Source organism: Rhodococcus sp. 21391 (genome assembly GCF_016772255.1).
Classification (GTDB): domain Bacteria; phylum Actinomycetota; class Actinomycetes; order Mycobacteriales; family Mycobacteriaceae; genus Rhodococcus_F; species Rhodococcus_F opacus.
In genome coordinates this window covers 2,626,776-2,652,317 of sequence record NZ_CP063781.1, presented here as the reverse complement: position 1 = coordinate 2,652,317, position 25,542 = coordinate 2,626,776, and the positions used below count along the sequence as shown (strand labels likewise).

The window sequence follows — 25,542 nt, the reverse complement described above, 5'->3', positions numbered from 1 at the left end:
ATGAGCGAGATGGTCCCCGCGGACGACACTCGCCGCATCGCGCTCGTCGACCTGCTCGATCGGGTGCTCGGCGGTGGTGTCGTCATCACCGGTGAGATCACCCTGTCGCTCGCCGACGTCGACATGGTCCGGATCTCGCTGCGCACACTCATCGCATCGGTCAGCGCACTCGTCCCCGACCCGGCCGGGCCGGACCCCGCCGATGACTGAGTCCGAGCCCGTCGATTCGGATGCCCCGACCGACATCGGTCGCCGGGTTCTTCCGCAGCGAATCGACGCCGACCCCGAATCCGTCGAGAAGGGCCTGGTCACGCTGGTCCTGACGATCGTCGAACTACTACGACAGTTGATGGAACGGCAGGCGATACGCCGCGTCGAACACGGCGATCTCAGCGACGAGCAGATCGAACGCATCGGCACGACACTCATGCTCCTCGAGGAGCGGATGGCCGAGTTGCGTGAGCATTTCGATCTCACGCCCGAGGACCTGAACATCGACCTCGGACCGCTGGGGCCGCTGCTGTCGAACGAATAGTCCGGACTCACCGAGGTTCGATCAATGTTTGAAGGCGTTCTTGATCTTCTTGCCCGCGTCCTTGAACTTGTCTCCCACCTGCTTGGTGTTGCCCTTGGCCTGTTCCTTGCTCCCCTCCGCCTCGAGGTGGGCGTTCCCAGTGGCCCTGCCGACAGCCTTCTTGGTGGCGCCTTCGGCGGTTTCGACCTTGTGCCGGATCTTCTTTCCCATGTTCATGACGACGTCCTGCTCTCTGCGATCCCTTCTGATTTGCCGAGATCACCACCTTCAGTCAACTCGCACCCGGTGTCGCTGTCGAGAAGCGCGGGCGCGGCGTCACCGTCGCAGCAACAGCGCACTGTCCCCGAACTCGTGCCAGAGGTAGCCGTGTGCCAGCGCCTCGTCGTAGGCGCGACGGACGGCCGCCTCCCCCACCACCGATTCGAGCAGCATCAGGTGCGACGCCCCCGGCGCGTGCCAGCCCGTGATCAGGCCGTCCACCACCCGTGTCGGCCTCGCCGCGCTCAGTACCAGGTCCGTCCAGCCGGCGCCCGCCAGCGACATGCCGTCCGAAGTGGCCTGGGTCTCGAGGGCCCTCGTCACGGTGGTGCCGACCGCGATGACGCGACCTCCGGCGGCGCGCCGGTCGTTGACCAGGCGCGCCGTCTGCTCCGGCACCTCGTACCGCTCCGGGATCGGTGGCTCCCCTCGCTCCGGCGACGAGACACCCGTGTGCAGCAGGATCGGCGCCACCACCACGCCCGACGTCACCAGATCGGTAACCATCGGATGGGTGAACGGCCGGGCGGCGCTGGCCATCTCGGCGCTTCCACGGGTGCGTCCGAAGATCGTCTGGTACGACGACAGGGGCCAGCGTTCGTGGACGTACGCGTAGGTGATCGGACGGCCCGAGGTGGCGAGCAGTTCCGCGGCTACGTCCGCGACGCCGTCGATCGAGGCCCGCCACAGCCTGGTCGAACCGAGGGGCCACGGTTCCACGAGCGTCGCAACAACGCCGCGCGGCAGAATGATCCGTGTTCCCGCCGCGACCGCGTCGAGGGCCACGGAGACCGGTCCCGGCGCTCGCACCTCGACCACCCAGTCCCCATCCTCGAGGTCGGTGGAGAAGTGCACGACCACGGGTCCTACCGTGTCGACGGTCCCGTCCACCGCCGCGGCCAACGTCGACGACGCGTTCACCACCACCACGTCGCCCGGCTGCAGGAAGCGCGGCAGCTCGTGAAATCTGGTGTGTTCCACCCTGCCCCGATCGGATACCAGCAGCCGCACCGAATCGCGCAGCAACCCCCGGCTCTCCGGTGGACCACTCGCCTCCAACCGCTGAGGCAGCACGAACCGGAACTCGGCCGCGGAGGCGACCCGTGCGCGCGTCACGACGACACCACCGTGTTCGCTGCGACCGCGAGGTCCGCCGCACGATACCGGCCGCTGGGTGGGCTCGTGTCGAGCAAATGCAGCAACGCTGGTACCACGGTCTCGGGATCGGGCCGATCCGAGATGTCCTCGCCGGGGAACGCCGCCTGATGCATCTCGGTGCGCATGTCGCCGGGATCGAAGGCGTAGACCGCCAGGCCGGGCTCCTCGACCGCCAGCACCGCGGTTGCGTGGTCGAGCGCCGCCTTCGCCGCCCCGTAACCGCCCCAGCCCGCATACGCCTCGACCGCGGCATCCGACGAAATGTTGATCACGGTCCCGCCCGCATTCCGCACATGCGCGATCAGCGCGGCGATCAAGGCCAGCGGTGCGAGCACATCGGTCGCGAAGACCTGCGCCAATGCGTCCTCCGGATACCGTGCGAGGGCGGGCATCGGGCTGGGTCCGAGCGCGCTGGCGTTGTTGAGCAACAGGTCCAGTCGCCCCCGCGCCACGATCTCGACGGCGATGCGCTCGCGCTGCCGCGGATCGGTCACGTCACCGGGGAGGGCGGTAATGGTGTGAGCCCGCGCGGCAACCCGATCGAGCGGTTCGACCCGCCTCCCGGTGACGATCACCTCCCAGCCGCGCTCCGCGAGCGCGAGTGCGCTCGCCCGTCCCAGCCCTGCCGATCCTCCTGTGATCAGCGCCGTCCTGGTGCCGTTCATCGCAGACTCCTTGCCTCCAGTGACATCTGCGACCCATCGTGAAACCTAAAGTCCACTTCATGTCAAGGGCGGTGGGTGGAATGTGCCGCCTGGCCGATTCACGCGGCGCACACCCGGGGTGGGATTTCAGGGTGGAGCGAACGATAATTGGGGTCCTACCGTAAGACGAATGCGTCGCGGGAGACGGCCTGCCGGAACCGGGCGAGCTGAATCCGGGGCGCCCACCGAATCGAGGGTGAATCGCATGAACACATTCGCAGTGCGCTCGGCGCTCGCGGCGGCCGCCGCACTCGCCATCTTCGCCGCACCCGGTGTCGCGGCCGCGGCACCGAATCTGCACGGGGATCCGAACACTCCGGGAACACAGGTTCAGGTCGAGAGCGAGCCGGGCGACTCGAACAGCTACACCTGCGGGGCAGTCGGCGTCGCGGGAGCCGGAGTCGGGTCGAATTCCTCCGGTGGCGCCGGTCAGGTCAACGGCGCGTACTTCGGTCCCGGCCCCGTCCAGGGCGGCTGCGTAGGTAGCGACGGGTCGGTCTACTTCCCGACCGGCAACGCCGAATGACGGCACACACGAACGAAATGTCGACCGTTCACCGGGCCGACCCACCCGCCGACTAGATCCGCTCGATGGTCGCGAACCAGGCCGGTGCGCCGTCGTCGTGGAATCTCGTCTCGATCCGGTCCGGCTCGACGGCGGCGACCATCCATCCATCGCTGGGGTCGAACGCCGCTCTCAGCTCGTCCCGGCGGACGGGGTGCGGGCCGGTATCGGGACCATCGTCGCTGAAGCACAACACATACACGGTTCCGCCGTGTTCGGTCACCGACGCCAGACTCGCCACGTAGCGTGGTCGCTCGGCGGCGTCGAACGTGTGGAACAGTCCGCAGTCCAGCACGGTGTCGAACCGGCGCCCCGTACTGTCCAACTGGAACGCGTCGGCCACCGCGAATTCGACCTCGATCCGACGGTCATCGGCCTTCTCACGGGCGATCGCCAGTGCCGTCTCCGCCACATCGACGCCCAGAACCTGCAATCCCAGCGAGGCGACGTGAAGAGCGTTCTCGCCGGTCCCGCATCCCGCATCGAGCACCGCTCCGGCGAATCCACCTTCGGATGCCACCCGCACGATCGCCGGCTGCGGCCGGCCGACATCCCACGGCGCAGGCCCCTCGTGGTATGACGCATCCCAGGGCCGTCCCGTCATCCGTTCGTGACTGGTTGGCTGCCGACCGCTGAACGGATCGTCGGCGTGGGGTCCTGATCGCTCCGGCAATGTCGTCGCCTCCCTGCAACTGATCGTGCCACCTCATCGTGGCATGGCACTGCGCGGTTCTCGACCCCCGACACCGCGACTTCCTGCTGTACAGGCACCGGGTAGTGAGTTCCCGCTCCGCCTCACGTGTCGCCCAGACCGCCGCCCGGAGTACCGGTGTTCTCGAGCCTCGGCGAGCTCATCGACTTCGACCTGGACGTGCCGGCACGCTCGAAGCCGGCACGACCGGCGGGTTGCTGCGCGACATCGGCGCACACGTCGTCGAAAAAATGCTGTGGTTGCTCGGTCCGGCAGAGAGGGTCGACGCCCACCTCGATTATGTCGACCGCCCGGAGGGGCGCACCGATGCCGGCTTCGTCGTCAACATCGCTCACCGCAGCGGTGTCTACTCGAGCGTCTCCCCGAGCATCGAGCGTCTCCCGGAGCAAGGTCAACCACCTCGAGGGACGACGGCTGCGGGCGTTCGGCAGCTTGGGCGCCTATCTGGCGGACGGTGCGGACGTGCAGGCACAGACTCTGTTCGCGGGGACGCGGCCCCTCGACGATCCCGCCGGGTGGGGTTACGAACGACGGGAACGGTGGGGCGTCCTCCACACCGCAGAGGGCGCGGAAACGGTCCCGCCGCAACGGGGTGCGTATCAGGACTACTACACGGAATTCACGACCGCCGTTGCCGCAACGGCGAGCAACCGGTGCCTGCCCGCACCGCGCTCGGCACCATCGCGGTGTTGGAGGCGGCGCGTGAGGCCGCGGGGATCGGCGGCACGGTCGTCGTGCGGTCCGCCGACTGACCGGTAGCGACCTCGGCGGCGCTTGCGACCGTTCAGGGCTCAGGACGTGGAATCGAGAAATTCGGCGACAGCCCTGTTGAACGAATGGGGTCGTTCCATGTTCGTCGCGTGGCCTGCGCGCGCGACGACGGTCGACGATCCATTCGGTGCGAATGCTGCGGCCGCTGCGGCGTGTGCTGACGGCCAAGACTCGCTGTCGGAACCGGCAACGAAGAGCACGGGAAGATCGCTCGCACCGAGCGTCGAACGCCAGTCGCGTTTCGCATGATCGTTTAACAGGGCGAGTTCCGGTGGCGACAGGGTTCGGTCGACGCGGCCGATCGCGGCAAGCAGGCGGACCAACCGCATGCCGCGTTTCCAGATCGGGGTGCCGTGGCCAGTCGCGGGAATCCCGTCCGCAAAGAATGTGTCGACCTTCTCCTGGTCGTAGCCGTAGAACCCGTACGCCCACTCCGGTGCATTGAGCATCCGCGGAGTCTGATCGACCACAACCGCGGCGCGAAGCCGCCCCGTGCCGTACGTGTCGACGTACGACCAGATCGTGCTTCCGCCCATCGAGCCTCCGATCATTGCTGCACCCTGCAGGTCGAGTTGCTCAATGAAGGCGTGCACGACGGCGCGTGTCTGCATCGTCGTGCCGGGCAGCATGGCGGGAGCCGTTCCGTGGCCCGGCAGATCCACCGCGATGACGCGGTGACCTGACTGGATCAGCGACGGGATCTGATACCGCCACGACGTGGCGGGGGCTGTGAAACCCGCCAGCAAAACCACGCTCGACGAGGATCGGCCGTCACCGTGCACGGTGTAGTCGATTCGAGCCCCGCCAGATTCGATGGAAGGCTCTGCTTCTCCTGTCCCCCACTGGTCCCGGCCGACGCGCCACGGTGCCCGCCTGCGGTCACTGCGACGGTAGTACGGACTCGGGAATCCATCCATGGAGAACATCTCCACAACGGGAGGGATTCACTGTGGAAACGAAATTCCTGGACCGTCGGGTGTAACGTTCCGGGCCTTCGCCGACACCATTCGAGTAGCTGTGGACGTTGGGCCCACGCATTCGAACAGGACACTACGAAATGCACACCTCACTTCCCCACTCAAAGACGTCGCACGCGGCGAATACTTCGGGCGCAGTGACTCGTCTCCCTCGAATCCGCCTGCGAAACCGGTTCGCCACGGCCGCGGTCGCCGCCGCGCTCGCCGTCATCCCTCTCGGAGCCACCACCGCCGTCGCGACAGCAGCCGACCATCCCGTCACGACAGTCGCCGCACCCACCATCCCCGGCGACCGCGATGACCACGGTGACGGCCCCCGCCACGACCGACAACGCGACCAACGGCAAGAACGCAGGGACCAGAGCATGACGCTCGACGAACTCCTCGTCGGATGGAACAGCAGCCAGATCTACCAGATGTGACGACGCGTGACCGAGGACGACGCCAGTTTTCGTCGTCCTCGGTCCCGCGCGCCTTTCTCGTATCAGCGTCGGGTGGATTCCGCTCGTCGCTCGTAGCGCGAGCGAGCGAGGGCGTGCGCCCCGCGCAGCAACTCTCGAGTGACTTCGCCGGCGCGAGAGCCAGGCTCGGTGACCGCCAGCCAGCCCAAAGGGCCGTAGACGGGATGCGCGATGACGGTGTCGGGCACACTGGCGTCGGCGACGCCCTGTCCCCGCAGTGCGTGGCCGGTTGCCTCGATGAATGCCTCCTTCCCGGCGTGGATGTTCACCCGGAACGCGCCCGCGCGGTCCAGACCCGAGCTTTCGTCGCCGGGGTAGTTCTTGGTGACGATCGTGGCGAAGGGCTGGGTCCTGTCGGGAACGATTCGATCCGGTGAGTAGTAGAAGAAGGTGTCACCGCAGCTGATCTCCGGCGAACCGTCGCCGGGGGCAGGCCTGAGCGTCAGAACGTCGCCGAGGCCTTCGACGAAGTCGATGATGTCGTCCATGGTCATAGCTTCCAGCGTTTCATTAAGGTGCTTGTGGAGACCTCGAAGAGCAAACGTTGGAGAAATACGGTGCCAAGTCTCCAATCGCGTCATTTGCGGACAGTCGATGTCGCCCGGCGTGCCGGGTGCTCCGTGCAGCACGTGCGCAACCTCGAACGCGATGGGGTGCTGCCTCCCGCAACCCGCACGGCAACCGGATACCGCATCTACACCGACGCGCATGTGCAGGCCGCGCTCGCCTATCGCGAACTCGCCATCGGCGCCGGCCCGGTCGAAGCCAAACGGATCATGCGCAGCGTGCACACGTGCCCGGCCGCGACAACGGTCGCTCTCCTCGATGCAGCACACGCCCGACTCCACGCGGAACGAACCGAACTGGCCCTGGCGAAGCAGGCCGCCGATGTGATCTCGACCGAACCGATCGACGACGTGCAGGCCTCGGACTGGATGAGCGTGAGCGAACTCGCCGTCGCCCTCGGCATCCGCCCCTCCACGTTGCGGCACTGGGACACAGAGGGACTCGTCGTCCCGGACCGGGACACATTCACCGGAGCGCGCCGGTACTCCCCGACCCAGGTCCGCGACGCTCGCGTCGTGCATCAGCTGCGAAAGGCCGGTTATCGCATCGCACCTCTCCGCGGGGTCTTGGCACAACTCGGGCGCACTTCCGGATCGGGTGACATCGGCGCCGCGCTGGCTGCCCGCGACCAGGCCACCACAGCACGCTCCCGAGCCTTGCTCGATGCAACCGCTGCCCTCACCGTGCTCCTCTCGCTCCAGGAAGGGGTGGTCAGTGCGCGCGCGAAAACACCGCGACGAGAAAGTCGGAATCCTCGGTGAACGGGCGCAGATCCCACGTCGACAGCAGCAGATCTGCCGTGAGGCCGTTGGCCTGAGCGTCCGCGAGGAATTGTGAGAACTCGTAGCCCCGGTCTGCACCGAACCCCACAACCACGCGACCGGTCGGGGCGAGATGGGAGGCGAATCCCGCCAGCACCGACTCGCGGGTCGACGGCGCAAGGAAAGTCATCACGTTGCCGGCACAGACGATCACGTCGAAATCGGCTGTTATGCCGTCGGCCGGCAGATCCAACTCCGCGAGGTCACCGACCAGCCACGTCGGACCGGGGTGATCCTCCTTCGCCACGTCGATGAGCACAGGATCCACATCGACCCCCACCACGACATGACCGGCATCGTGCAAATAGCCGCCGAGGCGGCCCAGTCCGCACCCCGCGTCGAGTACCCGACCGCCACGGCCGAGCATTGCATCGACCAGGCGCGCCTCTCCCACGATGTCCTTGCCCTGCGCCTCCATCGCCCGGAACCGCTCGACGTACCACGTCGAGTGCCCGGGATCGGCGGCTGTGATCTCCTCCCACTGGCTGGGGATGCGCTCCTTGGGTGTACGTGCACTCATTACCGATTCCTCCTCGATGCGGCCCGCCCGGCGAGCCACTGCCACCGTATGCGACCCAACCCTCGCACCCCACCCGCAGCCCGACGGTGTTACGCCACCGGACAGTCTCGATCAGCGGGATTCCGGGCCGACGCGGCCGGCCCTCCGAGGAAGATCGGGCCATGCCCGAGCCCGCTCCCGACCGCGTCCCGATCACCGACCGCCTGCACGTCGTGGCCGTCCTGCTCGACACGAAGGACTGGCCGGGGTTCGCGGCGACGCTCACCGAAGATGTCGTGGCCTACGGGCGGACCGGGCGGGCCGACGTGGTCGCCCGCGTCCGTTCCCACCTCGACGTCTGCGGCGCCACCCAGCACCTGCTCGGCAACATCCGCGTCGACGTCGACGGTGACGCGGCGCGTACTCGGTCCTATTTCCGGGCGTTTCACGTCGGCCTCGGCGACCGTGCCGGCACGACGTACGAGTGCCTCGGTGAGTACCGCGACGAGTGGCGACGCGGACCGTCGGGTTGGTTGCTGGCCGGGCGGGTGATCGACGTCGGCGCCGAAATCGGCGACCGCGGTGTCATCGCGCCTCTGAGCTGAACTCGCCGAGTTCCGCCCGGCTCAGCTGTGCTCCCCGCACACCGCGGATGCCGGATCCGGCGCACAGATCTGCTGCCACGTGTAGAAGCCGGAGTTGACCACGACCTGGAGGTTGTCCTTCGTGATGTTCTGCACGGGCAGGAACACCGTCGGCACGGCCATGTACTGGTTGTCGATCGTGCCGTTGATCATCTCCTCCGGAGGGCCTTCGCCCTGGAGGATCGATGTGGTCAGCTGCGCGGCGACCTTCGCCTGGTCGGACAGATTCTTGAAGATCGTGTTGTCGAGAGTTCCCTGCGCGATCAGTTGCAGCGCAGCGAGATTGGCGTCCTGTCCCCCGGTGACCGGGATCCGTCCGGCGAGCCCGCGGCCGGCCAGTGCCGCGACGATTCCGCCTCCCAGGTCGTCGTTCATGGTGACGAACAGCGCGATGTCGTTGTTCTCGCGGGTCAGGCATTCCTCCGCGAATGCCTGACCTTCGGCCGGGTCCCAGTCGTCGATCGCGGTCTCGCAGACCACGCGGATCTTGCCACTGTCGGCGAGTGGCTGCAGATACTCGTCCTGACCGAGCCGAAATTGACGGGTTCCGTATTCACCGAGGTTTCCCTCCACCCGGGCGATCTTCACACCGTCGCCGGGCATCGCGGCGATCAGATCCGCGGCGCGGCTCCCCTGCCGTCGGCCGACCTCGAGTGGATCGAAGATCACCTGAACGTCTGCCGGTCCACCGACCGCGTCATGGTCGTAGAGCACTACCGGAACGTTCGCCTCGGCGGCGGCAGTCAAGGCGCCACCCGAAAATCTCGCGTCCGCGGAGATCAGCACGAGCACGGACGCGCCGTCCGCGATCGCCGACTCGACCTGGCTCTGCTGACGGGCAGGATCACCCTCGGCGTTGCGGACCGTCACCGTCGCCTCCGGCGCGAACAGCTCCAGGAAGTCGGTGAATAGGGGTTCGTCTCGCTCCACGAATCGGGTGGTCGTCGTGTTCGGCAAGAAAAAGAAGACCTTCTCCGTTTCGTCGTCGGCCCGTGGCGCAGGGGCCGCGCAGGCCCCGAGCGCCATCGCTGCGACCGCGGCGGCGACGCAGAACGCGCGCACCCTTGTCTTCATGAGCTTGTCTTCATGAGCTTGTCTTCATGACCCGCGGATCTCCAGTCCGATCGTGCCCAGTCTGGAGGTACCCGCGGGTGAGGCCGGCTACTCGCGCACGTCGATGCTTTCGGTGTTTTCCGACCGTGATCGGCGCACACTGTGTGCAGGGATGAGGAGGAGACGGTGTTCCACCAGGACCGCGGCGTCGTATCCAGCGGAGATCGTGACACTTCGCCGGCCGAGCATCTCCTGAACGAATCCCTGCTCGTCGAACCCGAGGTCCGGCGGCGCCCCTGGCGCGAATTCCTTGCGTCCACACCCGGACGCCTCTCCCTCCTCGCCGTCGTCCTCGTCGCGGTCGCGCTGACGGCCGGCCTCGTGACGTCCGCCGTGGTGGCCGCGCGGCAGCAGCGCCTGGAAACCCTTCGCGCCCACACCGAACCGCTCGCGGACGCCGCGCAGAATCTGTTCAGTTCGTTGTCGATCGCCGACGCGGCAGCGACGTCGTCGTTCATCGCGGGTGCCATCGAGCCGCTGGCGGTGCGCGACCGGTACAACCAGGCGATCGGCGACGCGTCGAACGCACTCGTCACCGCGTCGTACGGCGTCACCTCCGGCGACGTCGAATCGCTGCGACTGCTCACCGAGATGTCGCGGCACGTCGCCGTGTACACGGACCTGGTGGCGACCGCACGGTCCAACGACTCCGCGGGAAATCCGGTCGGGGTGGCGTATCTCGGTACCGCTTCGGCTCTCATGCAGGACACCATCCTGCCTTTGGCCGAACGCCTCTACAACGACCAGGCCCGCGCCGTCGCCGACACGCAGTCCCACACTGCCAGGTTGCCCGCCACCGCCATAGTGGTCGCGTCGGCCGGGGTCGTCGTCCTCGCCGTCGCGCACACGTACGTGGCGCATCGAAGCCGCCGCCGGGTCAATCCCGGACTGGCGTGTGCGACCGTCCTGCTGGCTGCTCTCGTCGTATGGATCGTGGTCGCCGGGCTGTTGTCGACGTCGGCCAGCGAACGCGCACGGATCGACGGCGCGGAGCCCCTCGCGGCGGTCACGAAGGCGAGGATCCTCGCCCAGCAGGCCCGCGCCGACGAGACGCTCGGACTGCTTCGTCCGGGTTTCGATCCAGCCGGGAGCGACTACACCCGGCACACGGACGCACTCGCCGAAATTTTGAATTCGGAAGCGTCGCGGAACACCGTCGTCGCACCGACGATCGGCGGGGCGTCCGCCGCGTTCGACGGATGGCGGGGCGCGCACCGGGACCTGCAGCAGAAGCTCGCAAACGGCGACTACCAAGGCGCGGCGGACGTTGCGGTCGGTCCGGGATCGACGGCATCGACGGCCCAGTTCCGGGCCCTCGACGAAGCGCTCGAAGACGCCATCACGGCTCTGCGCACCGAGGAACTCGACGCGATGCGGGAGTCGTACCGCACGATGGCGGCGCTCGCCGTAGGGGGCATCGTGCTCGCCGTTTCCGCAGCGCTCGCCGTCGTCGCGGGGATCGAGCCCAGAGTGAGTGAGTACCACTGATGGTGCGACGACACCCGGAACGGCGACCGCGCTCCGCTCGGCTGCTCGGCAGCCTCGTGCTCGGAGCTGTCCTGATTGCCGGTTGCGGCGCGCCCGATGCACCCACCCCGAGGTTCTCCGGGGACTTCACGGAGTTCCCCCTGTCGGCCGGCGCCCAGCTCATCGCACCGTCCGAGGCGCCGCCGCCGGCCACGGAGCCGTCGGCATGTGCAGCACAGGCCAGTCTCCGTCCGGGGGATCCCAGCCTCGGTGGCACTCTCGGCGATATCCGTGCCCGCGGCACGGTGGTCGTCGCGGTCGACCAGAACACCAACCTGTTCAGCTTCCGCGACCCGACTACCGGCACCCTCACCGGATTCGGTGTCGACCTCGCGCGGGAGGTTGCACGTGATCTACTCGGCGATCCCACCAGGGTCGAGTTCCGGCCGCTCGGAACCGATGACGGCGCCGAGATGCTCGCCCGCCGCGACGCGGACATGGTCGTGCGTCCGGTTGCCCTCCCCTGTGAGGGTTCCCAGGACTTGGCGCTCTCCACGGTGTATCTCGAGGCATCCCGCCGGCTCGTGGTGCGGGACGGGTCGGGTATCTCCAGTCCTGCCGACCTTGCCCGGCGACGGGTCTGCACGCACCACGACCCCGCGTCGGTGTCGGCGCTGTCGCGTATCGCCCCCAAAGCCACGATCCTTGCGGTACCCGACTGGGACGACTGCCTCATGGCCATCCAGCAGCGACAGGTCGACGCGGTTGCAGGGGCTGCCGTCCTCGCCGGTCTCGTCGCCCAGGATCCGAATCTGGAAATTGTCGGTCCCGAAACCGATTCCGCCCGATACGCCATCGGCCTCGCTCCCGGACACGACGACCTCGTCCGGTTCGTCAACGGCACACTCGAACGGCTGCGCACAGACGGAACCTGGACTGCTCTCTACGATCGGTGGCTGTCGTCGCTCGGCCCGGCACCCGGACCACCGTCCCCGCAGTACCGGGACTGACCGGCCCCTCCGACGGCGGCGCCTCCTCTGTCGCCCCGAGTTCCACCACGTCCCGGTTCAGCTCGGATCGTCGTCAGCGACGGTCTTGGGCAGGCCGGTCCCCATCGGGTCGAGCAGGGCGGTCGTGCGGGAACCCCACCGCTCGTGCGCGGATTGACGGGTCATCCCGGCGGCCTTCCCGATGGTCGCCCACGTCGCTCCCTGAAAGCGCAGGCCGAGAACGGTTTCGACGCCGTCCAGCCCGGCGGCGAGCTGGATGCGAAGACTCAGCAGATGCCAGGCCAGGGTCCGCTTTTCGGGAATGTCCGTACCCTGCTCGGCGTCCCACTCCGCCGTACCGGGCAGCGGTCCGGTGCCGATGATTTCGTCAGCGTGACGGCTCGCTTCGGCGGCCGCCGCCGTTATCACCGCGCGAGCAGCGGCGTTGATATCCGCGCTGACGGCGCGTTCGACAAGTTCCATGACAACCTCCCATTTCTGTCAGGTATAGCCTGACAGAGGCGGAACGCGGCGTCAAGGATTACCTGACAGATGTGAGGCATGCGACCCGAAGGTTCGCCACTTCACCTGAACCCTGTCGATCCCTCACCGAGCTGCGCTGCGAGATGAGTGATGTCGGTGGCCGAAATGTCCCAGCTGCCTGTTGGCGCGAGATCGTCGGTCTGGTGCGGTCCGTGCTCGACGGGCCGGAGAATGAACGCAGTGGCCAGTCCCGCAGCGTGCGCGGCTTCGAGGTCGTCGTTGTGGGCGGCGGCGAGCATGACCTCGCCCGGATGAAGACCGAGAAACTGCGCCGTTTGCAGGTAAGCCTGGGGATCAGGTTTATATTTTCGGTTGATGTCGGAGCCGATGATCACGTCCCACGGGATTCCGGCGTTCTTGGCCATGTCGAGCAGAAGTGAGGTATTGCCGTTCGAGAGCGGGCCGATGATGTACTCGGCCTTGAGTGCCGTGAGACCTGGCACGCTGTCGGGCCAGGGGGTGAGCACATGCCAGGCGCGCGCGAGCTCGTCGAGCTCTCCGGCATCGTGATCCGAGGGGTCGATGCCCGATTCGCGGAGCGCGAAGTCGAGGTTCTCGCGGTGCAAGATATCGAGAGTCACGAACTCGCGGGTGCCGGAAAGGATGGCATCCATGGAGGGCTGGTAACGGGCACGCCACCGGTCGGCGAACGCAACTGCGTCCACCTCGAGCTGATGGCGCGCCGCGTAGTCCGCGACAGCGGCGGCGATACCGGAGCGCCAGTCGACAACGGTGCCAAAGGTATCGAACAACACGGCGCGAACATTGCGTCCCGTCGACGGGGACCGGAACTGCACACGAGCCATGGGCGTCCTTTCGACTCGAACGTACGACGTGGCATGAGAATAGTGCCGTCATGCAACGCCGTCGGCGAATCGAACGGACCGCCCGTGGGCGAGCGTCTGATTCAGTACCGGGAGTAGTGCTGTCCACTCACCTGTTCACCGGCGCAGATGCACTTACGATCGAGGCTTCGCGCCGAGGTCACGGCACAGAACCGAACCCCGAGCGCATCGTGGGAATCCGTGCTGTGTGGGCATGCCGTGCACGACGCCGCCGATTCCACCGCCGACACGGGGCTCGGTGACTCGGACACGAGTAAATTCGACACATCAGTCGGGTTCGACGCCATGGCGGCGCTCCAGTTCTCGGCCCTTGGACTGCGGGCCGGTGTGGGCGCCGAGGACGACATGGCATGACCGCGCATATTCGAATAACCCTCGACACCCACCACGCTACTCCCCCTACCGCCCACCACCCTCCGATCACGGGTGATTGCCGAGTCGTCAGGGAGCGTACGGCGCTGCGGGCGGCGTGACGACCTGAGCGGCCTACGTGAGACCTGCACCGAATCCGATGAGCAGTGCGGTGCCAGCGGTGTGCGTTCGACCGGTCCGTAGGAGTGTCTCCATGGCCGGAGGGAGGGAACGGAACTCTGTTGTAGCTCTTCTGCATTCGCTGTCGTATCAAGTCACAGGACTTCTCCGCTGTTGCACCCGAAACATACATCGGTGGCATCCGCCGGGTGCGACGCCAGACGCGGCCGAGTAGAAATCGCACACTTCCGCCCAGCGCCGGCGGGTCCGACAATAGGGAGCGTGAGTTCTCGACGTTCCGCCGCAGAGTGGGCGCGGAGTCAGGTCCATGCGGTGTGTGACGATCCTGCAGTCCGACTCGAGCTGATCGCCCGTACCTATCACGGTCCGATCGGTAACGCACCCCGGCACTTACCGTTCCGCCGGGCGGCTTTGTCGTTCATGCGCTGGCCGATCGGCCGCGGCGTGCTGGCGCCGCTCGGTGCGATGCCGCCCGGCAGTCCGTGGTGGCGAGCGGTCAACGAGCGGCTGATGCGCGACGGCTGCGAGGCTGTCGCCCGGAGCGGCTGAATGGGCGGGACGCCGTCCTCGCACACCGTCGATCTGTGGATGCTGTTCGTTGGCGATCCGACCGCACGCACGTGGTACCGGGCCCACAATGCGAGCATCGCCTCCGCCTACCTGGACCACCGCGACCTTGCCTGCACGGAGAGCCGTCCGGAGCGCTTCTTCCTCAACGTCGTACTGCTCCGTGTTCTCTATGCCCATGCCCTGGTCGCGGCGCCGCGTCTGGCGCTCGGGCGGCTCGCGCCGGCCGGCCCACTTCTCGGAGATCCCCGTCTCTCGATGACCGGGAACTTCCTGTCCCTCTCTCGGGTCCTCCCCGACCGATATCCCCTCGGGGACGACGTCGCGGCGTATGTCGCCGCTGAGCACAACGTCGGTGAGATGCTGGACTACGGCCTGATCGGGCCGCGGCTGCAGCAACTGTACGAATGGTCAGCCGACGAACTCGACGCGCCGGGGCTACTCGACTGCATTTGCGACGGTAGTCCTACTTATGCCTGGTCCTACTCTGATCGCGAGGTATGGCATCCGGCGAGCCCGGCCGTCACGATTCGCGCGGTTCGGCGGATATTGCCGGCGAACTAGGGGTCGACCTCGCTGTCCGTACCTCACCCGGCCGGATTCGGACGTCGCTCTGCAGCAGCGGTGGATACACGGTGGACGATTCCCCGTCCACCGTGGCGCCGGCGAACTGGAGCATCGCCCGCTGCTCGCCGTGCATCGGCGCCGGATAATTCAGTGTCGGCGCCGAGACTTCGTCGAGCGTGCGGAGGTGTTCGGGGCTGAGGGTCACCTCCAGGCCGGCGATGTTGTCCGTGAGGTGCTCGACGCGCCTGGCGCCGAGGATAGGCACGACGGTCCCGGACCGGGCACGCGGCCAGGCCAGCGCAACGGCTGCCGAAGTGGTCGCAAGGTCGTCGGCGATTGCGGCGACGGCGTCGATGACCACGAACTCGGCGTCGGTCGGACCGCCGACGAAGGCGGTGCGGGCGGAGTCGGTGACCTCTGTGCCGCGGCGATATTTGCCGGACAGGAAACCGTTCTTCAGTGGGCTCCACGGGAGTGCATCAGCGTTTCACCGGCACTTTCGAGGAGTCACGGCCATGAGCCCCTTGCAGTTTCAGAAACGAATTCGACTGCAACACGCCCGCTCGATGCTGGTCGCCCACCCCGGTGACGTCGCGGGCGTCGGGCATCGTGTCGGCTACGACAGCCCCTCACAGTTCAGTCGCGAATACCGCCGCCTGTTCGGCGCCTCCCCCGGCAAAGACGCTCACGGCATAGGCACGAACACCGCACTATCGCACGCCGGCCCCCTGCCCTGACGGTTTCCGGGTCCTCTCGAAGGGGTAAGCGTCGCGGGAAGCGCCTTTCACTGATTCGACGAAGTGATCAGTCCGGCTTGCCGATTCGACAGAAGACGAAGAAGGGTACGAGAATGGCCGACCAGTACGTCCGGCAGGATCCCACTACGCAGTACCCCGCCCCCGATCGCGAACACCAACCGGAGTTACCGCACCCGGGACTGACCTCCGACATGGTGACCGCCCCGGATCACGGCGAGAAGTCCTATCGGGGAAGCAGCCGCCTCGACGGTCGCCGCGCCCTGATCACCGGCGCGGATTCGGGCATCGGACGGGCGGTGGCGATCGCGTTTGCACGCGAGGGTGCCGACGTCGTGGTCAGTTGCCTGGAGGCCGAGGAGTCGGACGCACGGGAGACTGTGCGACTGGTGGAAGAGGCCGGACGACGAGGCGTCGTCGCGACCGGTGACATCACGTCGGAGGACCACTGTCAGGCGCTCGTGGATCTGACGGTCCGTGAACTCGGCGGTCTCGACATACTCGTCAACAACGCGGCCTTTCAGATGGTGCAGACGGGTGGTATCGCCGACATCACCACCGAGCAGTTCGACCGTGTCCTGCGCACGAACCTCTACGCGCTGTTCTGGTTGTGCAAGAAGTCCGTCGCGGTCATGGAACCTGGATCGACGATCGTGAACACCTCGTCGATCCAGGGGATGAATCCGTCTCCCGGGCTTCTCGACTACGCCACCACGAAGGCAGGGATCATCGATTTCACCAAGGGTTTGGCGGCCGATGTGGCGAAGCGGGGAATCCGGGTCAATGCCGTTGCACCGGGGCCCATCTGGACGCCGCTGATCCCCGCGACAATGCCCGCCGACGGTTATCGGCAGTTCGGGGACGACGTGCCTCTGGGCAGGCCCGGCCAGCCGGCCGAACTGGCACCCGCGTACGTATTCCTCGCATCGAACGAATCCAGCTACGTCACCGGAGAAGTGCTCGGCGTCACCGGCGGGACGCCCTTCACCTGAGCACCGCGTGGGCGACGGAGACCCTGCGAGGTCACTCCTTTTCGCGGGCGGCGACGATGGCGTCGAGGTTGGCGGCGATGTTCTCCTCGGCGCGAGCTTTGTCGACACCCAGTCCGGTGAGCACTCCGACCCCGTCCTCGACCTCGAGCAAGGCCAGCAGGATGTGCTCGGTTCCGATGTAGTTGTGCCCTAAACGTAGTGCCTCACGGAACGTCAGTTCGAGCGCCTTGCGTGACTGGGCATCGAAGGGAATGAGCGCGGGCACCTCCTCGACGGCGGGGGGCAGCGTCGCGGTCGCGGCGTGCCGGACCGAATCCAGTGTCACGCCCTGCGCGGAGATCGCTCGGGCGCCGAGTCCTTCCGGATCGGCCAGGAGTCCGAGGATGAGATGCTGGGGCAGGATCTCGGCGGTGCGTGCCGCCCTGGCCTCGTTCTGCGCGACCACCACCACCTGTCGTGCGCGCGGAGTGAACCGGCTGAATCCCTGATTCGGGTCGAGGTCGGAGGCCTGCCCGGGATCCTTGGGGACGAATCGCTTCTGCGCGGCCTGCTTCGTGACGCCCATGCTCTTGCCGATTTCGGTCCACGATGCCCCCGAGCGGCGGGCCTGGTCGACGAAGTGGCCGATGAGATGGTCGGCCAGTTCACCGAGGTGTTCCGCGGCGAGGACCGCGTCAGTGAGTTGCTCGAGCGGGGCTTCGGCGTGCACCTTCTTGATCGCGTCGATGAGCTCGTCGAGTCGGATGGGTGGGGTCGTGCGATCTGAAGTCTCCATACGTCAACTCTAGGTTGACGCACCGTGCGCGTCAACCCCAGGTTGTCGCTTTCGACTTCCGCGAGCTGCGCACCACCCGCGATCCGATCTGCTAGTTTTTATAACTAGCAGAGCTAGGGATAGGGGTTCTATGCATATCGAGAAAGATCTGGTGGCGGCTTCGGCCACTCCCCTCGTGCTCGGAATTCTCGCGGAAGGCGAGTCCTACGGGTATGCCATCTTGAAACGAGTGAACGACTTGTCCGGCGGACGGATTCAGTGGACCGACGGAATGTTGTACCCACTTCTGCATCGCCTGGAAAGGTTGGAATACGTGTCGGCATCGTGGGGAGCCTCCGACAGCGGGCGAAGGCGTAAGCACTACACGATCACCGCTGCGGGCCGGGAGATGCTCGCGGAACGACGCGCCCAATGGGACGTCGTCGCGGACGCTCTGAGCCAGGTGTGGCGCTCCGTCCAACTGCCCCCAGCCTCCGCCGAAGGATGGTCGTGATGGATACCGACAAGGAGCTCGAATCGCAGATCGGCCAGTGGCGGGGTTACGTCGAGCGCCGTCACGCGATATCCGCCGCCGACACCGACGAGATGGAAGACCATCTACGCGATCAAATTTCGGATCTGTCCGCCGCCGGACTGCAGACCGACGAGGCCTTCCTGGTCGCGGTCAAACGCATGGGCAACGTCGACGACATCTCCCGCGAGTTCGCGCGCGAGCACTCCGATCGGCTGTGGAAGCAACTCGTTCTGATGCCGGCCGCGTCGGATGGCGACGGCACTCGCCCCACACGTGAGCTGTTCGTCGTTCTCGGGCTCGCCGTCGGCGCGGCGCTGTCGGTCAAGGCAGGCGTGGCGACACTCGGCGAGCAGGACCTCGCACGCAACCTCAGCCTGTTCGTTCTTCCGTTCCTCGCCGGATACTTCGCCTGGAAGCGACAGGTCACGCCCCGGCTCGCCGCGGTGCTGCTGGTGCCGTTCGCCCTGGCGGCGGTTCTGTTGAACGTCTTCCCGTTCGCGTCGAACGGTGCCACCGAGGTGATCGCGGCGATCCACGCACCGATCGCGCTGTGGTTCGCCGTCGGCCTCGCGTATGTCGGGGGTCAGTGGCGATCGGATCGGCGGCGAATGGACTTCATCCGATTCACCGGCGAATGGGTCGTCTACCTGACCCTCGTCGCCCTCGGCGGCGGCGTCCTCATCGGCCTGACGATCGGTGCGTTCGACGCGCTCGGCCTGGTTGTCGAGTGGTTCATCGAGGACTGGGTGCTGCCGTTCGGGACGGCCGGCGCGGTCATCGTCGCAGCATGGCTCGTGGAGGCGAAACAGAATGTAGTCGAGAACATCGCCCCAGTCCTCACCCGCGTGTTCACCCCACTGACCACGCTCATGCTGCTCGTGTTGCTCACGGCATTCGCTACGACCGGCAGCGTCGTCGACGTCGACCGAAACCTGTTGATCCTGATGGATCTCATTCTCGTCGTCGTCCTGGGATTGCTGTTGTACGCGATTTCCGCCCGTGACCCCTACCTGCCACCCGACCTGTTCGACCGCCTCCAACTCGTCCTCGTCGTCAGTGCCCTCGCGGTCGACCTGCTGATGCTGTTCGCCATGCTCACTCGAATCGCGGAATTCGGCTTCACCCCGAACAAGGTGGCGGCACTCGGAATGAACCTGGTCCTCCTCGTCAACCTGACCTGGTCGGCTCATCTCATCCTCGGGTTCCTGCGCGGCCGTCGCGGTTTCAGCTCCACCGAACGCTGGCAGACCCGTTACCTTCCCGTCTTCGGCGTGTGGGCGGCGTTGATGGTCGGCGTTCTCCCACCGGTTTTCGACTTCGTGTGACCACGGAGCTGATCGAGATTGTTTTCCTCGCAAAGGGAATTCACGGCATACGGCCCGTCTTACTGGGCCATGATCGCGCTGTTCGTCGTGGGGTCCGCGATTCTGGTCTGGCGCGGACGCTGCCAGACCGAATCGCAGGCCCGACGCCTCGGCCGCGTCCTTGCGGTGTTGACTGCCGCGATCTACGGCGCGACACTGGTCTATTTCTCGCTTCCGCCCACCATCGGCGGTTCGGTACCGCTGCGCCTGACCGATCTCGCGACCGTCGCGGCGGCCTGTGCGCTGTGGTCCCGGGCGCAGTGGGCCTACGCGCTCACGTACTACTGGGGACTCGTGCTGAGCACCCAGGCGTTGATCTCGCCTGTTCTGACCGGTCCGGACTTCCCCCACTACCAGTTTCTCGCGTTCTGGGCGATTCACCTGCTCGTGGTCTGGGCGGCCATTTATCTGACGTGGGGCCGAAGGATGCGGCCCCGATGGCGCAGCTACCGGTTCACGGTCCTGGTCACGGTCGTCTGGGCGGCGGCTACCTTCACGTTCAACCGTGTCGCCGGAACCAATTACGGATTCCTCAACAGAAAGCCCGCCACCGCGACCCTTCTGGACGTTCTGGGTCCGTGGCCGGTGTACCTACTGAGCGCAACGACACTGATTCTCGTTGTGTGGGCCCTGATGACGTGGCCGTGGGAGCGGGCACGACGACGCGCCGAGGAAAGCCCCCTGCCGTCCTGACGTTGTCCCGGCGTCTTTGGTGTCACGCATTGTCTTCCGAACGACGCTGCCGCTGCGTAACATCAGATCCATCTCGCTGGAATCCCGATGGAGGCCGACGTGGGTGGACTTGGTATCGATCTCGGAACTGCCAACACTGTCGTCGGAACTCCCGACGACGGCATCGTACTGAACGAGCCGTCCTTCATGCTCGTTCGAACGAAGGATCCGCACCGTGCTCTTGCAATCGGCACGGAGGCGCGAAGTCTCGTCGGCCGCACTCCTATCGGAATCACGCCGGTTCGACCGTTGCGTGACGGGGTGATCGTGGACCTGGAGTCGGCGCGGGCATTCGTCACGGCCGTCATCAAACGGGTCTCCTCTGCAAGGCGATACGGGCTGCGGCCCAAGGGAGTCATCTCGGTCCCCGCGGGTGCCACCCCGCTCGAGCGTCGGGCCCTGCTCGAGGTCGGCCACGAAGCCGGTTTGAGGAAGGTGGGGTTAATACCGGAGCCGGTGGCGGGTGCGCTCGGTTGCGGAATCAACCCCATGGAACCACGCGCACACCTCGTCGTCGATATCGGCGGCGGCACTTCGGAAATCACCGCCATCTGTTTCGGTGGTATTCTCTCTCACCGCAGTTGCCGACTCGCGGGGGACGAACTGACCAACGCGCTATACCAGTACTTGCGGTCGGAGCACAAGATCGTGGTCGGCGAACTCACCGCCGAGCGGGCGAAACTGGGCGCACCGGAGACCGACGAAGGGCAGTCACTCGTCGTGGAGGGTCGCGACGCCGTTACCGGGCGGGCGCGATTCGTCACACTCGAGACCGAGGAGATCGTGGATGCGTTGCGTCCGACCACAACCGGAATCGTGCAGACACTGACCGAGTGTCTCGAGGACCTTCCTCCCCAGGCGATCGGTGACGTGATGTCGGAAGGGCTACTCGTCATCGGCGGCGGGGCGATGCTACGTGGCCTGTCGCAGCTGCTCGAGGAGGCCTTCGGGTTCCCGGTGAAGACGGCCGAACGCCCGCTCACCTGCGTCGCCGAAGGCGCCACGGCGTGTCTGGTTCATCCTGAGGTGGTTGCCGCGTACAGCAGCTGATCACCGATTCGGCGCCGGGACGGGTGGTCGCGGAAAGTAGTGTTCGAGAAGTTTCTTGACCACGGGGCCCGCCGTCGCCGACCCGAAGCCACCGCCGCGGATCAGCACCGACACCTGGATCTGGGGGGCGTCGAAAGGCGCGACCGCGGAGAACCAGGCGTTGAGTCCTTCGCCGGGCGCGGACGGGTCCTCCGCCGTGCCGGTCTTCGCGCCGGCCGGTACAGGGAGGTCCGCGAGTTGCCCGGCTGTCCCGGCCGACGCGGATGCTCGCATGCCTGCCCGGACAGGACCGAGTAGGTCTGCGAACGGTAGGCGCTGCGGTTCCGCTGTCGGGATGGGGGTCAGTTCCGACCCGTATGCCGCAGCGAGCTGAGGCGTCACCATCGCACCTGTGGCGATGCCCGACGTCCAGCGCGCCACCTGAATCGGGGTCGCGCTGACGGTGCCCTGCCCGATACCCATCAACAGGGTCGACCCGGGATACCAGGTGGCCCCGATGCTTCCGACGTTCTCCGGGGTGCCGAGGAATCCCTCGGCCTCGCCGGGCAGGTCGATCCCGGAACGTCGGCCGACGCCCAGTTGCCCCGCGACGTCCGCCATCTTCTCCGGGCCCAGGAGTTCACCGAGCTTGTAGAAGTAGACATTGTCGGACCACTGGATCGCCTGGAGCAGATTGTGCGGGCCCATCGGTTGCCAGTTCCGGAAGGTGTGGCCGCCGTAGGTGTAGGCCGCGCCCGTGTCGACCACCGTGTCCGGCGACAGCACCGGGTATTGGGTATTCGCCGCCGCGACGACGATCTTGAAGGTGGAGCCGGGCGGGACCGCGGTCTGGGTGGCGTTGTTGACCAACGGGCTCGGCCCCGGGGTCTGACTCTGCGCCGCGAGGGCGACGAGGTCGGCCGGAGGTCCGTAGACGTTGTTGTCGGCGCCCGGGACGCTGGCGAGGGCCAGCACGGCTCCGGTCCGCGCGTCCATCACGACGGCGGCACCGAGGTCGCCCTTGCTGGTTCGCATCGCCTCCACAAGTGCGTCGGTCGCCAGGTTCTGCACCCCGATGTCGAGGTGCAGGCGCAGATCATGGCCTCGCACCGGGTCCACGCGTTCGCCGGCCGCTACCGGATGCCCGGACGGATCGACGTACACGCACTGTTTGCCGTCGCTGCCGCGGAGCAGAGCGTCGTACTGCTTTTCGAGTCCCGCCTTGCCGACCCGGGACCCGAGCGCGAGATGCGGCCAGCGTTCCATGTCGTCTGCGTCGGCGACTCCGACATGCCCGAGGACGGAGGCGAGCACGGCACCGTACGGATACTGTCTGCGGCCGGACGGCACCACGAGCACACCGGGAAGTCGCGCATCCACGATGCGGCGAGCCTGGTCGGGCGCGACTCTGCCTACCGCCACCTGAGACTCCCCCTCGCCACCGGCCTCGATCAGGTCCGCCAACTCGTCGGGAGACGTGGCGAGCAGAGCGGCCAACCGGCTGCGGGTGTCGTCGTCGTTCTCCTCGAACATCCGAGCGACCACCGCCACGGCGTACTCGGCGACATTGACCGCGAGCGGAATTCCGTTGCGGTCGAGGATCAGTCCGCGCTCTGCGGGCAGGCGGATGCACCGCATCATCTGCTGGTCGCTCATCGCCCGGAATTCCGCACCCCGGTCGTGCTGCACCTGCCAGGCGAACACCGACATCGCGACGAGTGCCGCGGTCATCGTCAGGGTGCCCGCCGACATTCCGCGCGGGCGGCGTCGCCGTCGGGGATCCGGGGTCCACAGCGGTCGCGCGACGCCGTCTCGGCGCACCGCGAGCACCAGTCCGATGGCGACGAAACCGACGATGGCGGCGGTGCCCCCGTAGCTGAAGAGGGGAATCGGCATGCCGGTATGGGGCAGAAGCGACAGACTCTGACCGATCGACACCAGCGCGTGGATGCCGAACAACGCGCCGATTCCGGCCGCAACGAGTGCGGCCTCGCGAGTGCGCGCCGTGCGCGCGGAGAGTGCAGCCCGCCACACGATGACCGACGTTGCCACCACGACAGCCAAGCCGGCGGTCAAACCCCACCCGTACACCAGGCTGGCGAACGCGAGATCGTGCTCCGATTCGGGAAGATACTCGGCCCGCACCGCGTACATCGGGTCGCGCGCCAGCCCCCACAGGCCACCGCTGCCGATCGCGATGTTCGCTTGCAACTCGGCCCATCCCGCGCCGGCGGGGTCGGCGTTGCTCGACAAGAACACGTGGACCCGTTCGAGTTGGTAGGGGCGGAGGAAGAGCACGGCCAGCGGAAACGACGCGAGACCCAGCACGAACAGCGGAACCAAAGGCAGCAGCGGGACGCGGGCGAGGATGAGCATGAATCCCGCCGTCGCAACGAGGACGACGGCAGTCGACAGGTCGGGTTGGAGTGCGACGAGTGCAATGGGTACGCCCCCGATCGCCAAGGTCGCGACGAATCGTGCCGGCGTGAACCCACCGGCGAGCATGCTCGCGGGCACGAGAACCAGGGCGAGCTTGGCCAGTTCGGACGGCTGGACGGTGAATACGCCGAAGTCCAGCCAGCGTTGAGCACCCTTGGTCGCGACCCCCGCAAGCGGCACGACCGCCAGCAACACGGTGGCCACGGTGAACACTGCCCAGCCGAAGGCGCGGAGATCACTCATCCGCAGGCGGGACACCACATACATGATGCCGAGACCGGCAACGGCGAAGAGCGTGTGGCGAACAGCGTCTGCTGTCTTCCCTGTCGAGAGCAAATTCAGAAGGCCGAGCACGACGAGAACGATCGCCGCACCGACGATCCACGGGTCGGATTCGTGCTTGTCATCATGCTTGTCGTCGTGCATCCCACCCCTCCCCCGGCGCTCAGCAGCGAGCGTTTTCGGCGGGCACCAGCAGCGGCTCGGACGCGGCCGTCGCCGGGGCGCTGGTGACGGCCCCGACGGCGAGCGCGGCGCCCGGCGGCAGATCGGTCCGGACGATGCCGTACACCTGCTGCGACCCGGGCTGAACGGGCAGCGACACGTCACTCCCCGTCCGCACCTCGCCGGAACAGCGGTCGTACACGTTCACCCGCCAGGTCACGGCGCCGACAGCTGCCGCCGGATCCAGGTGAACGTCGACCCGGATCGCGCACACTTGCCCCGGGCGACACTCACCGTTGGCGCGCGTGGCCGTGACGAGCGTGATCGGGCCCGCGCTCCCGGGGGCACCGACGTCGACGGACGACGGCGCCCGGCCGACATCGGTCGTCGCCGGCGCGGCCTGATCAGCCGGGGGTTCCGGTGGAGGCGGCGACACGGGCCGAATCTGATTCTGCTCCGCGGGATTCACGGGATTCAGGACGGCGTCCCACCCCCGGCGCAGCTCGGACCACACCCGTGGAGCCATCAACGCCGCAGCGACGAGTATCAGGATCGCGATCAGACCGAGCGCTCCCTGCCGCCGCGACGGTCGTCTCCTTTTGCGATGCCACGGATTCCGGACCGGCGGGAACCAGCCTGACGGTGCGAGGGTGGATCCCTCCGCAACATACGGCCAGTCCTGTACTTCCGTCCGCTCCCCCACGACTCGACTGTCAGTACGCGGCCGTCCCATCGTCGCGGCGACGAGCCCGGCGAGTTGGCAGCGCTTCCTGCTCTCCTGTGCCGGGTCGACGTCGGGTGCGATCGCCTGACGAACCCGTTGCCCCAACACATCCAGATCTGTTGTTTCGGCGAGCGATTCGTGCAACCGGTCGGCCAATGCCGAACCGCGACAGTTCGTCGCGATACGCCGGACGAGCTCGGCCACCGCCTCGCTGATGTCGTGCCGTGACGCACTGCCCGTGCACCCGATCGTGAGCTGTCCACTTTCGGACACCGTCACGTCCCGGAGGTGGAGTGGGTAGGGCCCTTCGCTGCGCGCCGGTTCGAGCTGATCGAGCGCATCCGCGACGAGTAGCGCAGCCTGGGCTGGTGTCAGGGCCGCCACCGCAAGAAGTCGTCCGAGTCGGACACCGCGGACACGTTCGTCGTAATCGATGTGTTCGGGCGGGTCGGGGCGGGCATCGGCGGGCTCGGTTCTCCTCGCAAGGAGCCCTGTCACTGCTTCGATCATCGTGCACCC

General features: G+C 66.9%; 32 protein-coding genes and 2 pseudogenes. 18 read left to right on the top strand and 16 right to left on the bottom strand.

Annotated features, from left to right (window positions below; all coding sequences use genetic code 11):
- Positions 1-210 (top strand): gas vesicle protein, encoded by a 210-nt coding sequence (locus tag GO592_RS12470; RefSeq protein WP_005262634.1) that lies wholly within the window; start codon positions 1-3, stop codon positions 208-210.
- Positions 203-535, top strand: a complete 333-nt coding sequence (locus GO592_RS12465) for a gas vesicle protein K (protein WP_005262635.1) — start codon at positions 203-205, stop codon at positions 533-535. Before GO592_RS12470 ends, GO592_RS12465 begins: the two co-directional genes overlap by 8 nt.
- Before the next feature lie 21 nt (positions 536-556).
- Here the strand turns inward: GO592_RS12465 and GO592_RS12460 are convergent, their stop codons facing one another.
- From GO592_RS12460 to GO592_RS12450, 3 genes are all read right to left on the bottom strand, one after another.
- Positions 557-751: a CsbD family protein gene (locus tag GO592_RS12460; RefSeq protein WP_172650754.1), complete on the bottom strand. Its 195-nt coding sequence runs from the start codon at positions 749-751 to the stop codon at positions 557-559.
- A gap of 99 nt (positions 752-850) precedes the next feature.
- On the bottom strand, positions 851-1,909 hold the full coding sequence (locus GO592_RS12455; RefSeq protein WP_172650755.1) for an S-adenosylmethionine:tRNA ribosyltransferase-isomerase: 1,059 nt from the start codon (positions 1,907-1,909) through the stop codon (positions 851-853).
- Complete coding sequence (locus tag GO592_RS12450) at positions 1,906-2,616, bottom strand: SDR family NAD(P)-dependent oxidoreductase (protein ID WP_202715182.1); 711 nt, start codon at positions 2,614-2,616, stop codon at positions 1,906-1,908. The genes GO592_RS12455 and GO592_RS12450 overlap by 4 nt, the downstream gene beginning before the upstream one ends.
- Positions 2,617-2,860: 244 nt before the next feature.
- Here GO592_RS12450 and GO592_RS12445 point away from each other — a divergent pair, with 244 nt between their 5' ends.
- Positions 2,861-3,181, top strand: coding sequence for a hypothetical protein (locus GO592_RS12445; protein WP_005246478.1), 321 nt, complete (start codon positions 2,861-2,863; stop codon positions 3,179-3,181).
- 52 nt (positions 3,182-3,233) lie between these two features.
- On the opposite strand, the gene GO592_RS12440 is transcribed toward GO592_RS12445, so the two are convergent.
- Together GO592_RS12440 and GO592_RS44360 are read right to left on the bottom strand one after the other, a co-directional pair.
- Complete coding sequence (locus GO592_RS12440; protein ID WP_172650757.1) at positions 3,234-3,824, bottom strand: class I SAM-dependent methyltransferase; 591 nt, start codon at positions 3,822-3,824, stop codon at positions 3,234-3,236.
- A gap of 191 nt (positions 3,825-4,015) precedes the next feature.
- On the bottom strand, positions 4,016-4,267 hold the full coding sequence (locus tag GO592_RS44360) for a hypothetical protein (protein ID WP_237737223.1): 252 nt from the start codon (positions 4,265-4,267) through the stop codon (positions 4,016-4,018).
- Between GO592_RS44360 and GO592_RS46520 the strand changes: the two genes are divergently transcribed.
- Complete coding sequence (locus tag GO592_RS46520; protein WP_443218440.1) at positions 4,163-4,684, top strand: hypothetical protein; 522 nt, start codon at positions 4,163-4,165, stop codon at positions 4,682-4,684. The genes GO592_RS44360 and GO592_RS46520 overlap by 105 nt on opposite strands.
- 39 nt (positions 4,685-4,723) lie before the next feature.
- On the opposite strand, the gene GO592_RS12430 is transcribed toward GO592_RS46520, so the two are convergent.
- A complete protein-coding gene (locus GO592_RS12430; RefSeq protein ID WP_237737222.1) occupies positions 4,724-5,455 on the bottom strand; it encodes an alpha/beta fold hydrolase in 732 nt (243 codons plus the stop codon).
- 305 nt (positions 5,456-5,760) lie between these two features.
- On the opposite strand from GO592_RS12430, the gene GO592_RS12425 reads away from it, so the two are divergent.
- Positions 5,761-6,102 carry a hypothetical protein gene (locus tag GO592_RS12425; RefSeq protein ID WP_202715181.1) on the top strand — a complete coding sequence of 114 codons (342 nt, stop codon included), beginning with the start codon at positions 5,761-5,763 and terminating at the stop codon, positions 6,100-6,102.
- A gap of 62 nt (positions 6,103-6,164) precedes the next feature.
- Here the strand turns inward: GO592_RS12425 and GO592_RS12420 are convergent, their stop codons facing one another.
- Positions 6,165-6,635 (bottom strand): DUF6194 family protein, encoded by a 471-nt coding sequence (locus GO592_RS12420; protein WP_172650759.1) that lies wholly within the window; start codon positions 6,633-6,635, stop codon positions 6,165-6,167.
- Positions 6,636-6,722: 87 nt separating this feature from the next.
- Here GO592_RS12420 and GO592_RS12415 point away from each other — a divergent pair, with 87 nt between their 5' ends.
- Positions 6,723-7,469, top strand: a complete 747-nt coding sequence (locus tag GO592_RS12415; RefSeq protein ID WP_237737221.1) for a MerR family transcriptional regulator — start codon at positions 6,723-6,725, stop codon at positions 7,467-7,469.
- Here the strand turns inward: GO592_RS12415 and GO592_RS12410 are convergent.
- Positions 7,420-8,049 (bottom strand): class I SAM-dependent methyltransferase, encoded by a 630-nt coding sequence (locus GO592_RS12410; protein ID WP_005262736.1) that lies wholly within the window; start codon positions 8,047-8,049, stop codon positions 7,420-7,422. The two genes, GO592_RS12415 and GO592_RS12410, sit on opposite strands and share 50 nt — an antisense overlap.
- Before the next feature lie 161 nt (positions 8,050-8,210).
- Here GO592_RS12410 and GO592_RS12405 point away from each other — a divergent pair, with 161 nt between their 5' ends.
- Positions 8,211-8,633 carry a nuclear transport factor 2 family protein gene (locus GO592_RS12405; RefSeq protein WP_172650761.1) on the top strand — a complete coding sequence of 141 codons (423 nt, stop codon included), beginning with the start codon at positions 8,211-8,213 and terminating at the stop codon, positions 8,631-8,633.
- Between the two features lie 21 nt (positions 8,634-8,654).
- Here GO592_RS12405 and GO592_RS12400 read toward each other — a convergent pair whose 3' ends face one another.
- Positions 8,655-9,746: an ABC transporter substrate-binding protein gene (locus GO592_RS12400; RefSeq protein ID WP_202715179.1), complete on the bottom strand. Its 1,092-nt coding sequence runs from the start codon at positions 9,744-9,746 to the stop codon at positions 8,655-8,657.
- A 165-nt stretch (positions 9,747-9,911) separates the two neighbouring features.
- Between GO592_RS12400 and GO592_RS12395 the strand changes: the two genes are divergently transcribed.
- Together GO592_RS12395 and GO592_RS12390 are read left to right on the top strand one after the other, a co-directional pair.
- A complete protein-coding gene (locus GO592_RS12395; RefSeq protein WP_202715178.1) occupies positions 9,912-11,273 on the top strand; it encodes a hypothetical protein in 1,362 nt (453 codons plus the stop codon).
- Positions 11,273-12,262 (top strand): glutamate ABC transporter substrate-binding protein, encoded by a 990-nt coding sequence (locus GO592_RS12390; protein ID WP_202715177.1) that lies wholly within the window; start codon positions 11,273-11,275, stop codon positions 12,260-12,262. The genes GO592_RS12395 and GO592_RS12390 overlap by 1 nt, the downstream gene beginning before the upstream one ends.
- A gap of 57 nt (positions 12,263-12,319) precedes the next feature.
- On the opposite strand, the gene GO592_RS12385 is transcribed toward GO592_RS12390, so the two are convergent.
- From GO592_RS12385 to GO592_RS44355, 3 genes are all read right to left on the bottom strand, one after another.
- A complete protein-coding gene (locus GO592_RS12385) occupies positions 12,320-12,724 on the bottom strand; it encodes a hypothetical protein (RefSeq protein ID WP_144286814.1) in 405 nt (134 codons plus the stop codon).
- 101 nt (positions 12,725-12,825) lie between these two features.
- Positions 12,826-13,590, bottom strand: coding sequence for a haloacid dehalogenase type II (locus GO592_RS12380; protein ID WP_005564579.1), 765 nt, complete (start codon positions 13,588-13,590; stop codon positions 12,826-12,828).
- Positions 13,591-13,691: 101 nt separating this feature from the next.
- On the bottom strand, positions 13,692-13,850 hold the full coding sequence (locus GO592_RS44355) for an RGCVC family protein (RefSeq protein ID WP_237737238.1): 159 nt from the start codon (positions 13,848-13,850) through the stop codon (positions 13,692-13,694).
- Between GO592_RS44355 and GO592_RS44350 the strand changes: the two genes are divergently transcribed.
- The 3 genes from GO592_RS44350 to GO592_RS12370 all read left to right on the top strand — a co-directional run bounded on the left by GO592_RS44350 (position 13,810) and on the right by GO592_RS12370 (position 15,252).
- The gene (locus GO592_RS44350; RefSeq protein WP_237737255.1) at positions 13,810-13,983 is read left to right on the top strand and encodes a hypothetical protein; all 174 of its coding nucleotides are present in this window, start codon (positions 13,810-13,812) and stop codon (positions 13,981-13,983) included. The two genes, GO592_RS44355 and GO592_RS44350, sit on opposite strands and share 41 nt — an antisense overlap.
- Positions 13,984-14,382: 399 nt before the next feature.
- Positions 14,383-14,670 carry a hypothetical protein gene (locus GO592_RS44345; protein ID WP_237737220.1) on the top strand — a complete coding sequence of 96 codons (288 nt, stop codon included), beginning with the start codon at positions 14,383-14,385 and terminating at the stop codon, positions 14,668-14,670.
- Positions 14,671-15,252, top strand: coding sequence for a hypothetical protein (locus GO592_RS12370; protein ID WP_237737219.1), 582 nt, complete (start codon positions 14,671-14,673; stop codon positions 15,250-15,252).
- A gap of 37 nt (positions 15,253-15,289) precedes the next feature.
- Here the strand turns inward: GO592_RS12370 and GO592_RS12365 are convergent.
- Positions 15,290-15,730, bottom strand: a pseudogene (locus GO592_RS12365) (aldo/keto reductase); the annotation flags it as partial.
- Here GO592_RS12365 and GO592_RS12360 point away from each other — a divergent pair.
- A pseudogene (locus GO592_RS12360) lies at positions 15,729-15,992 on the top strand (helix-turn-helix transcriptional regulator); the annotation flags it as partial. The pseudogenes GO592_RS12365 and GO592_RS12360 sit on opposite strands and share 2 nt — an antisense overlap.
- Before the next feature lie 113 nt (positions 15,993-16,105).
- Positions 16,106-17,002, top strand: a complete 897-nt coding sequence (locus tag GO592_RS12355) for an SDR family oxidoreductase (RefSeq protein ID WP_172650767.1) — start codon at positions 16,106-16,108, stop codon at positions 17,000-17,002.
- 31 nt (positions 17,003-17,033) lie between these two features.
- Here the strand turns inward: GO592_RS12355 and GO592_RS12350 are convergent, their stop codons facing one another.
- Complete coding sequence (locus GO592_RS12350) at positions 17,034-17,777, bottom strand: Clp protease N-terminal domain-containing protein (RefSeq protein ID WP_005262751.1); 744 nt, start codon at positions 17,775-17,777, stop codon at positions 17,034-17,036.
- A 130-nt stretch (positions 17,778-17,907) separates the two neighbouring features.
- On the opposite strand from GO592_RS12350, the gene GO592_RS12345 reads away from it, so the two are divergent.
- The 4 genes from GO592_RS12345 (at position 17,908) to GO592_RS12330 (ending at position 21,437) form a co-directional block, all read left to right on the top strand.
- Positions 17,908-18,270: a PadR family transcriptional regulator gene (locus GO592_RS12345; protein WP_005246523.1), complete on the top strand. Its 363-nt coding sequence runs from the start codon at positions 17,908-17,910 to the stop codon at positions 18,268-18,270.
- Positions 18,270-19,616, top strand: a complete 1,347-nt coding sequence (locus GO592_RS12340) for a permease prefix domain 1-containing protein (protein WP_202715175.1) — start codon at positions 18,270-18,272, stop codon at positions 19,614-19,616. The genes GO592_RS12345 and GO592_RS12340 overlap by 1 nt, the downstream gene beginning before the upstream one ends.
- An 18-nt stretch (positions 19,617-19,634) precedes the next feature.
- Positions 19,635-20,348: a YwaF family protein gene (locus GO592_RS12335; RefSeq protein WP_172650770.1), complete on the top strand. Its 714-nt coding sequence runs from the start codon at positions 19,635-19,637 to the stop codon at positions 20,346-20,348.
- A gap of 99 nt (positions 20,349-20,447) precedes the next feature.
- Positions 20,448-21,437 (top strand): rod shape-determining protein, encoded by a 990-nt coding sequence (locus tag GO592_RS12330; protein WP_144286821.1) that lies wholly within the window; start codon positions 20,448-20,450, stop codon positions 21,435-21,437.
- On the opposite strand, the gene GO592_RS12325 is transcribed toward GO592_RS12330, so the two are convergent.
- Together GO592_RS12325 and GO592_RS12320 are read right to left on the bottom strand one after the other, a co-directional pair.
- A complete protein-coding gene (locus GO592_RS12325; RefSeq protein ID WP_202715174.1) occupies positions 21,438-24,281 on the bottom strand; it encodes an FtsW/RodA/SpoVE family cell cycle protein in 2,844 nt (947 codons plus the stop codon).
- A gap of 19 nt (positions 24,282-24,300) precedes the next feature.
- On the bottom strand, positions 24,301-25,533 hold the full coding sequence (locus GO592_RS12320; RefSeq protein ID WP_172650772.1) for a hypothetical protein: 1,233 nt from the start codon (positions 25,531-25,533) through the stop codon (positions 24,301-24,303).
- Between the last annotated feature and the right edge of the window lie 9 nt (positions 25,534-25,542).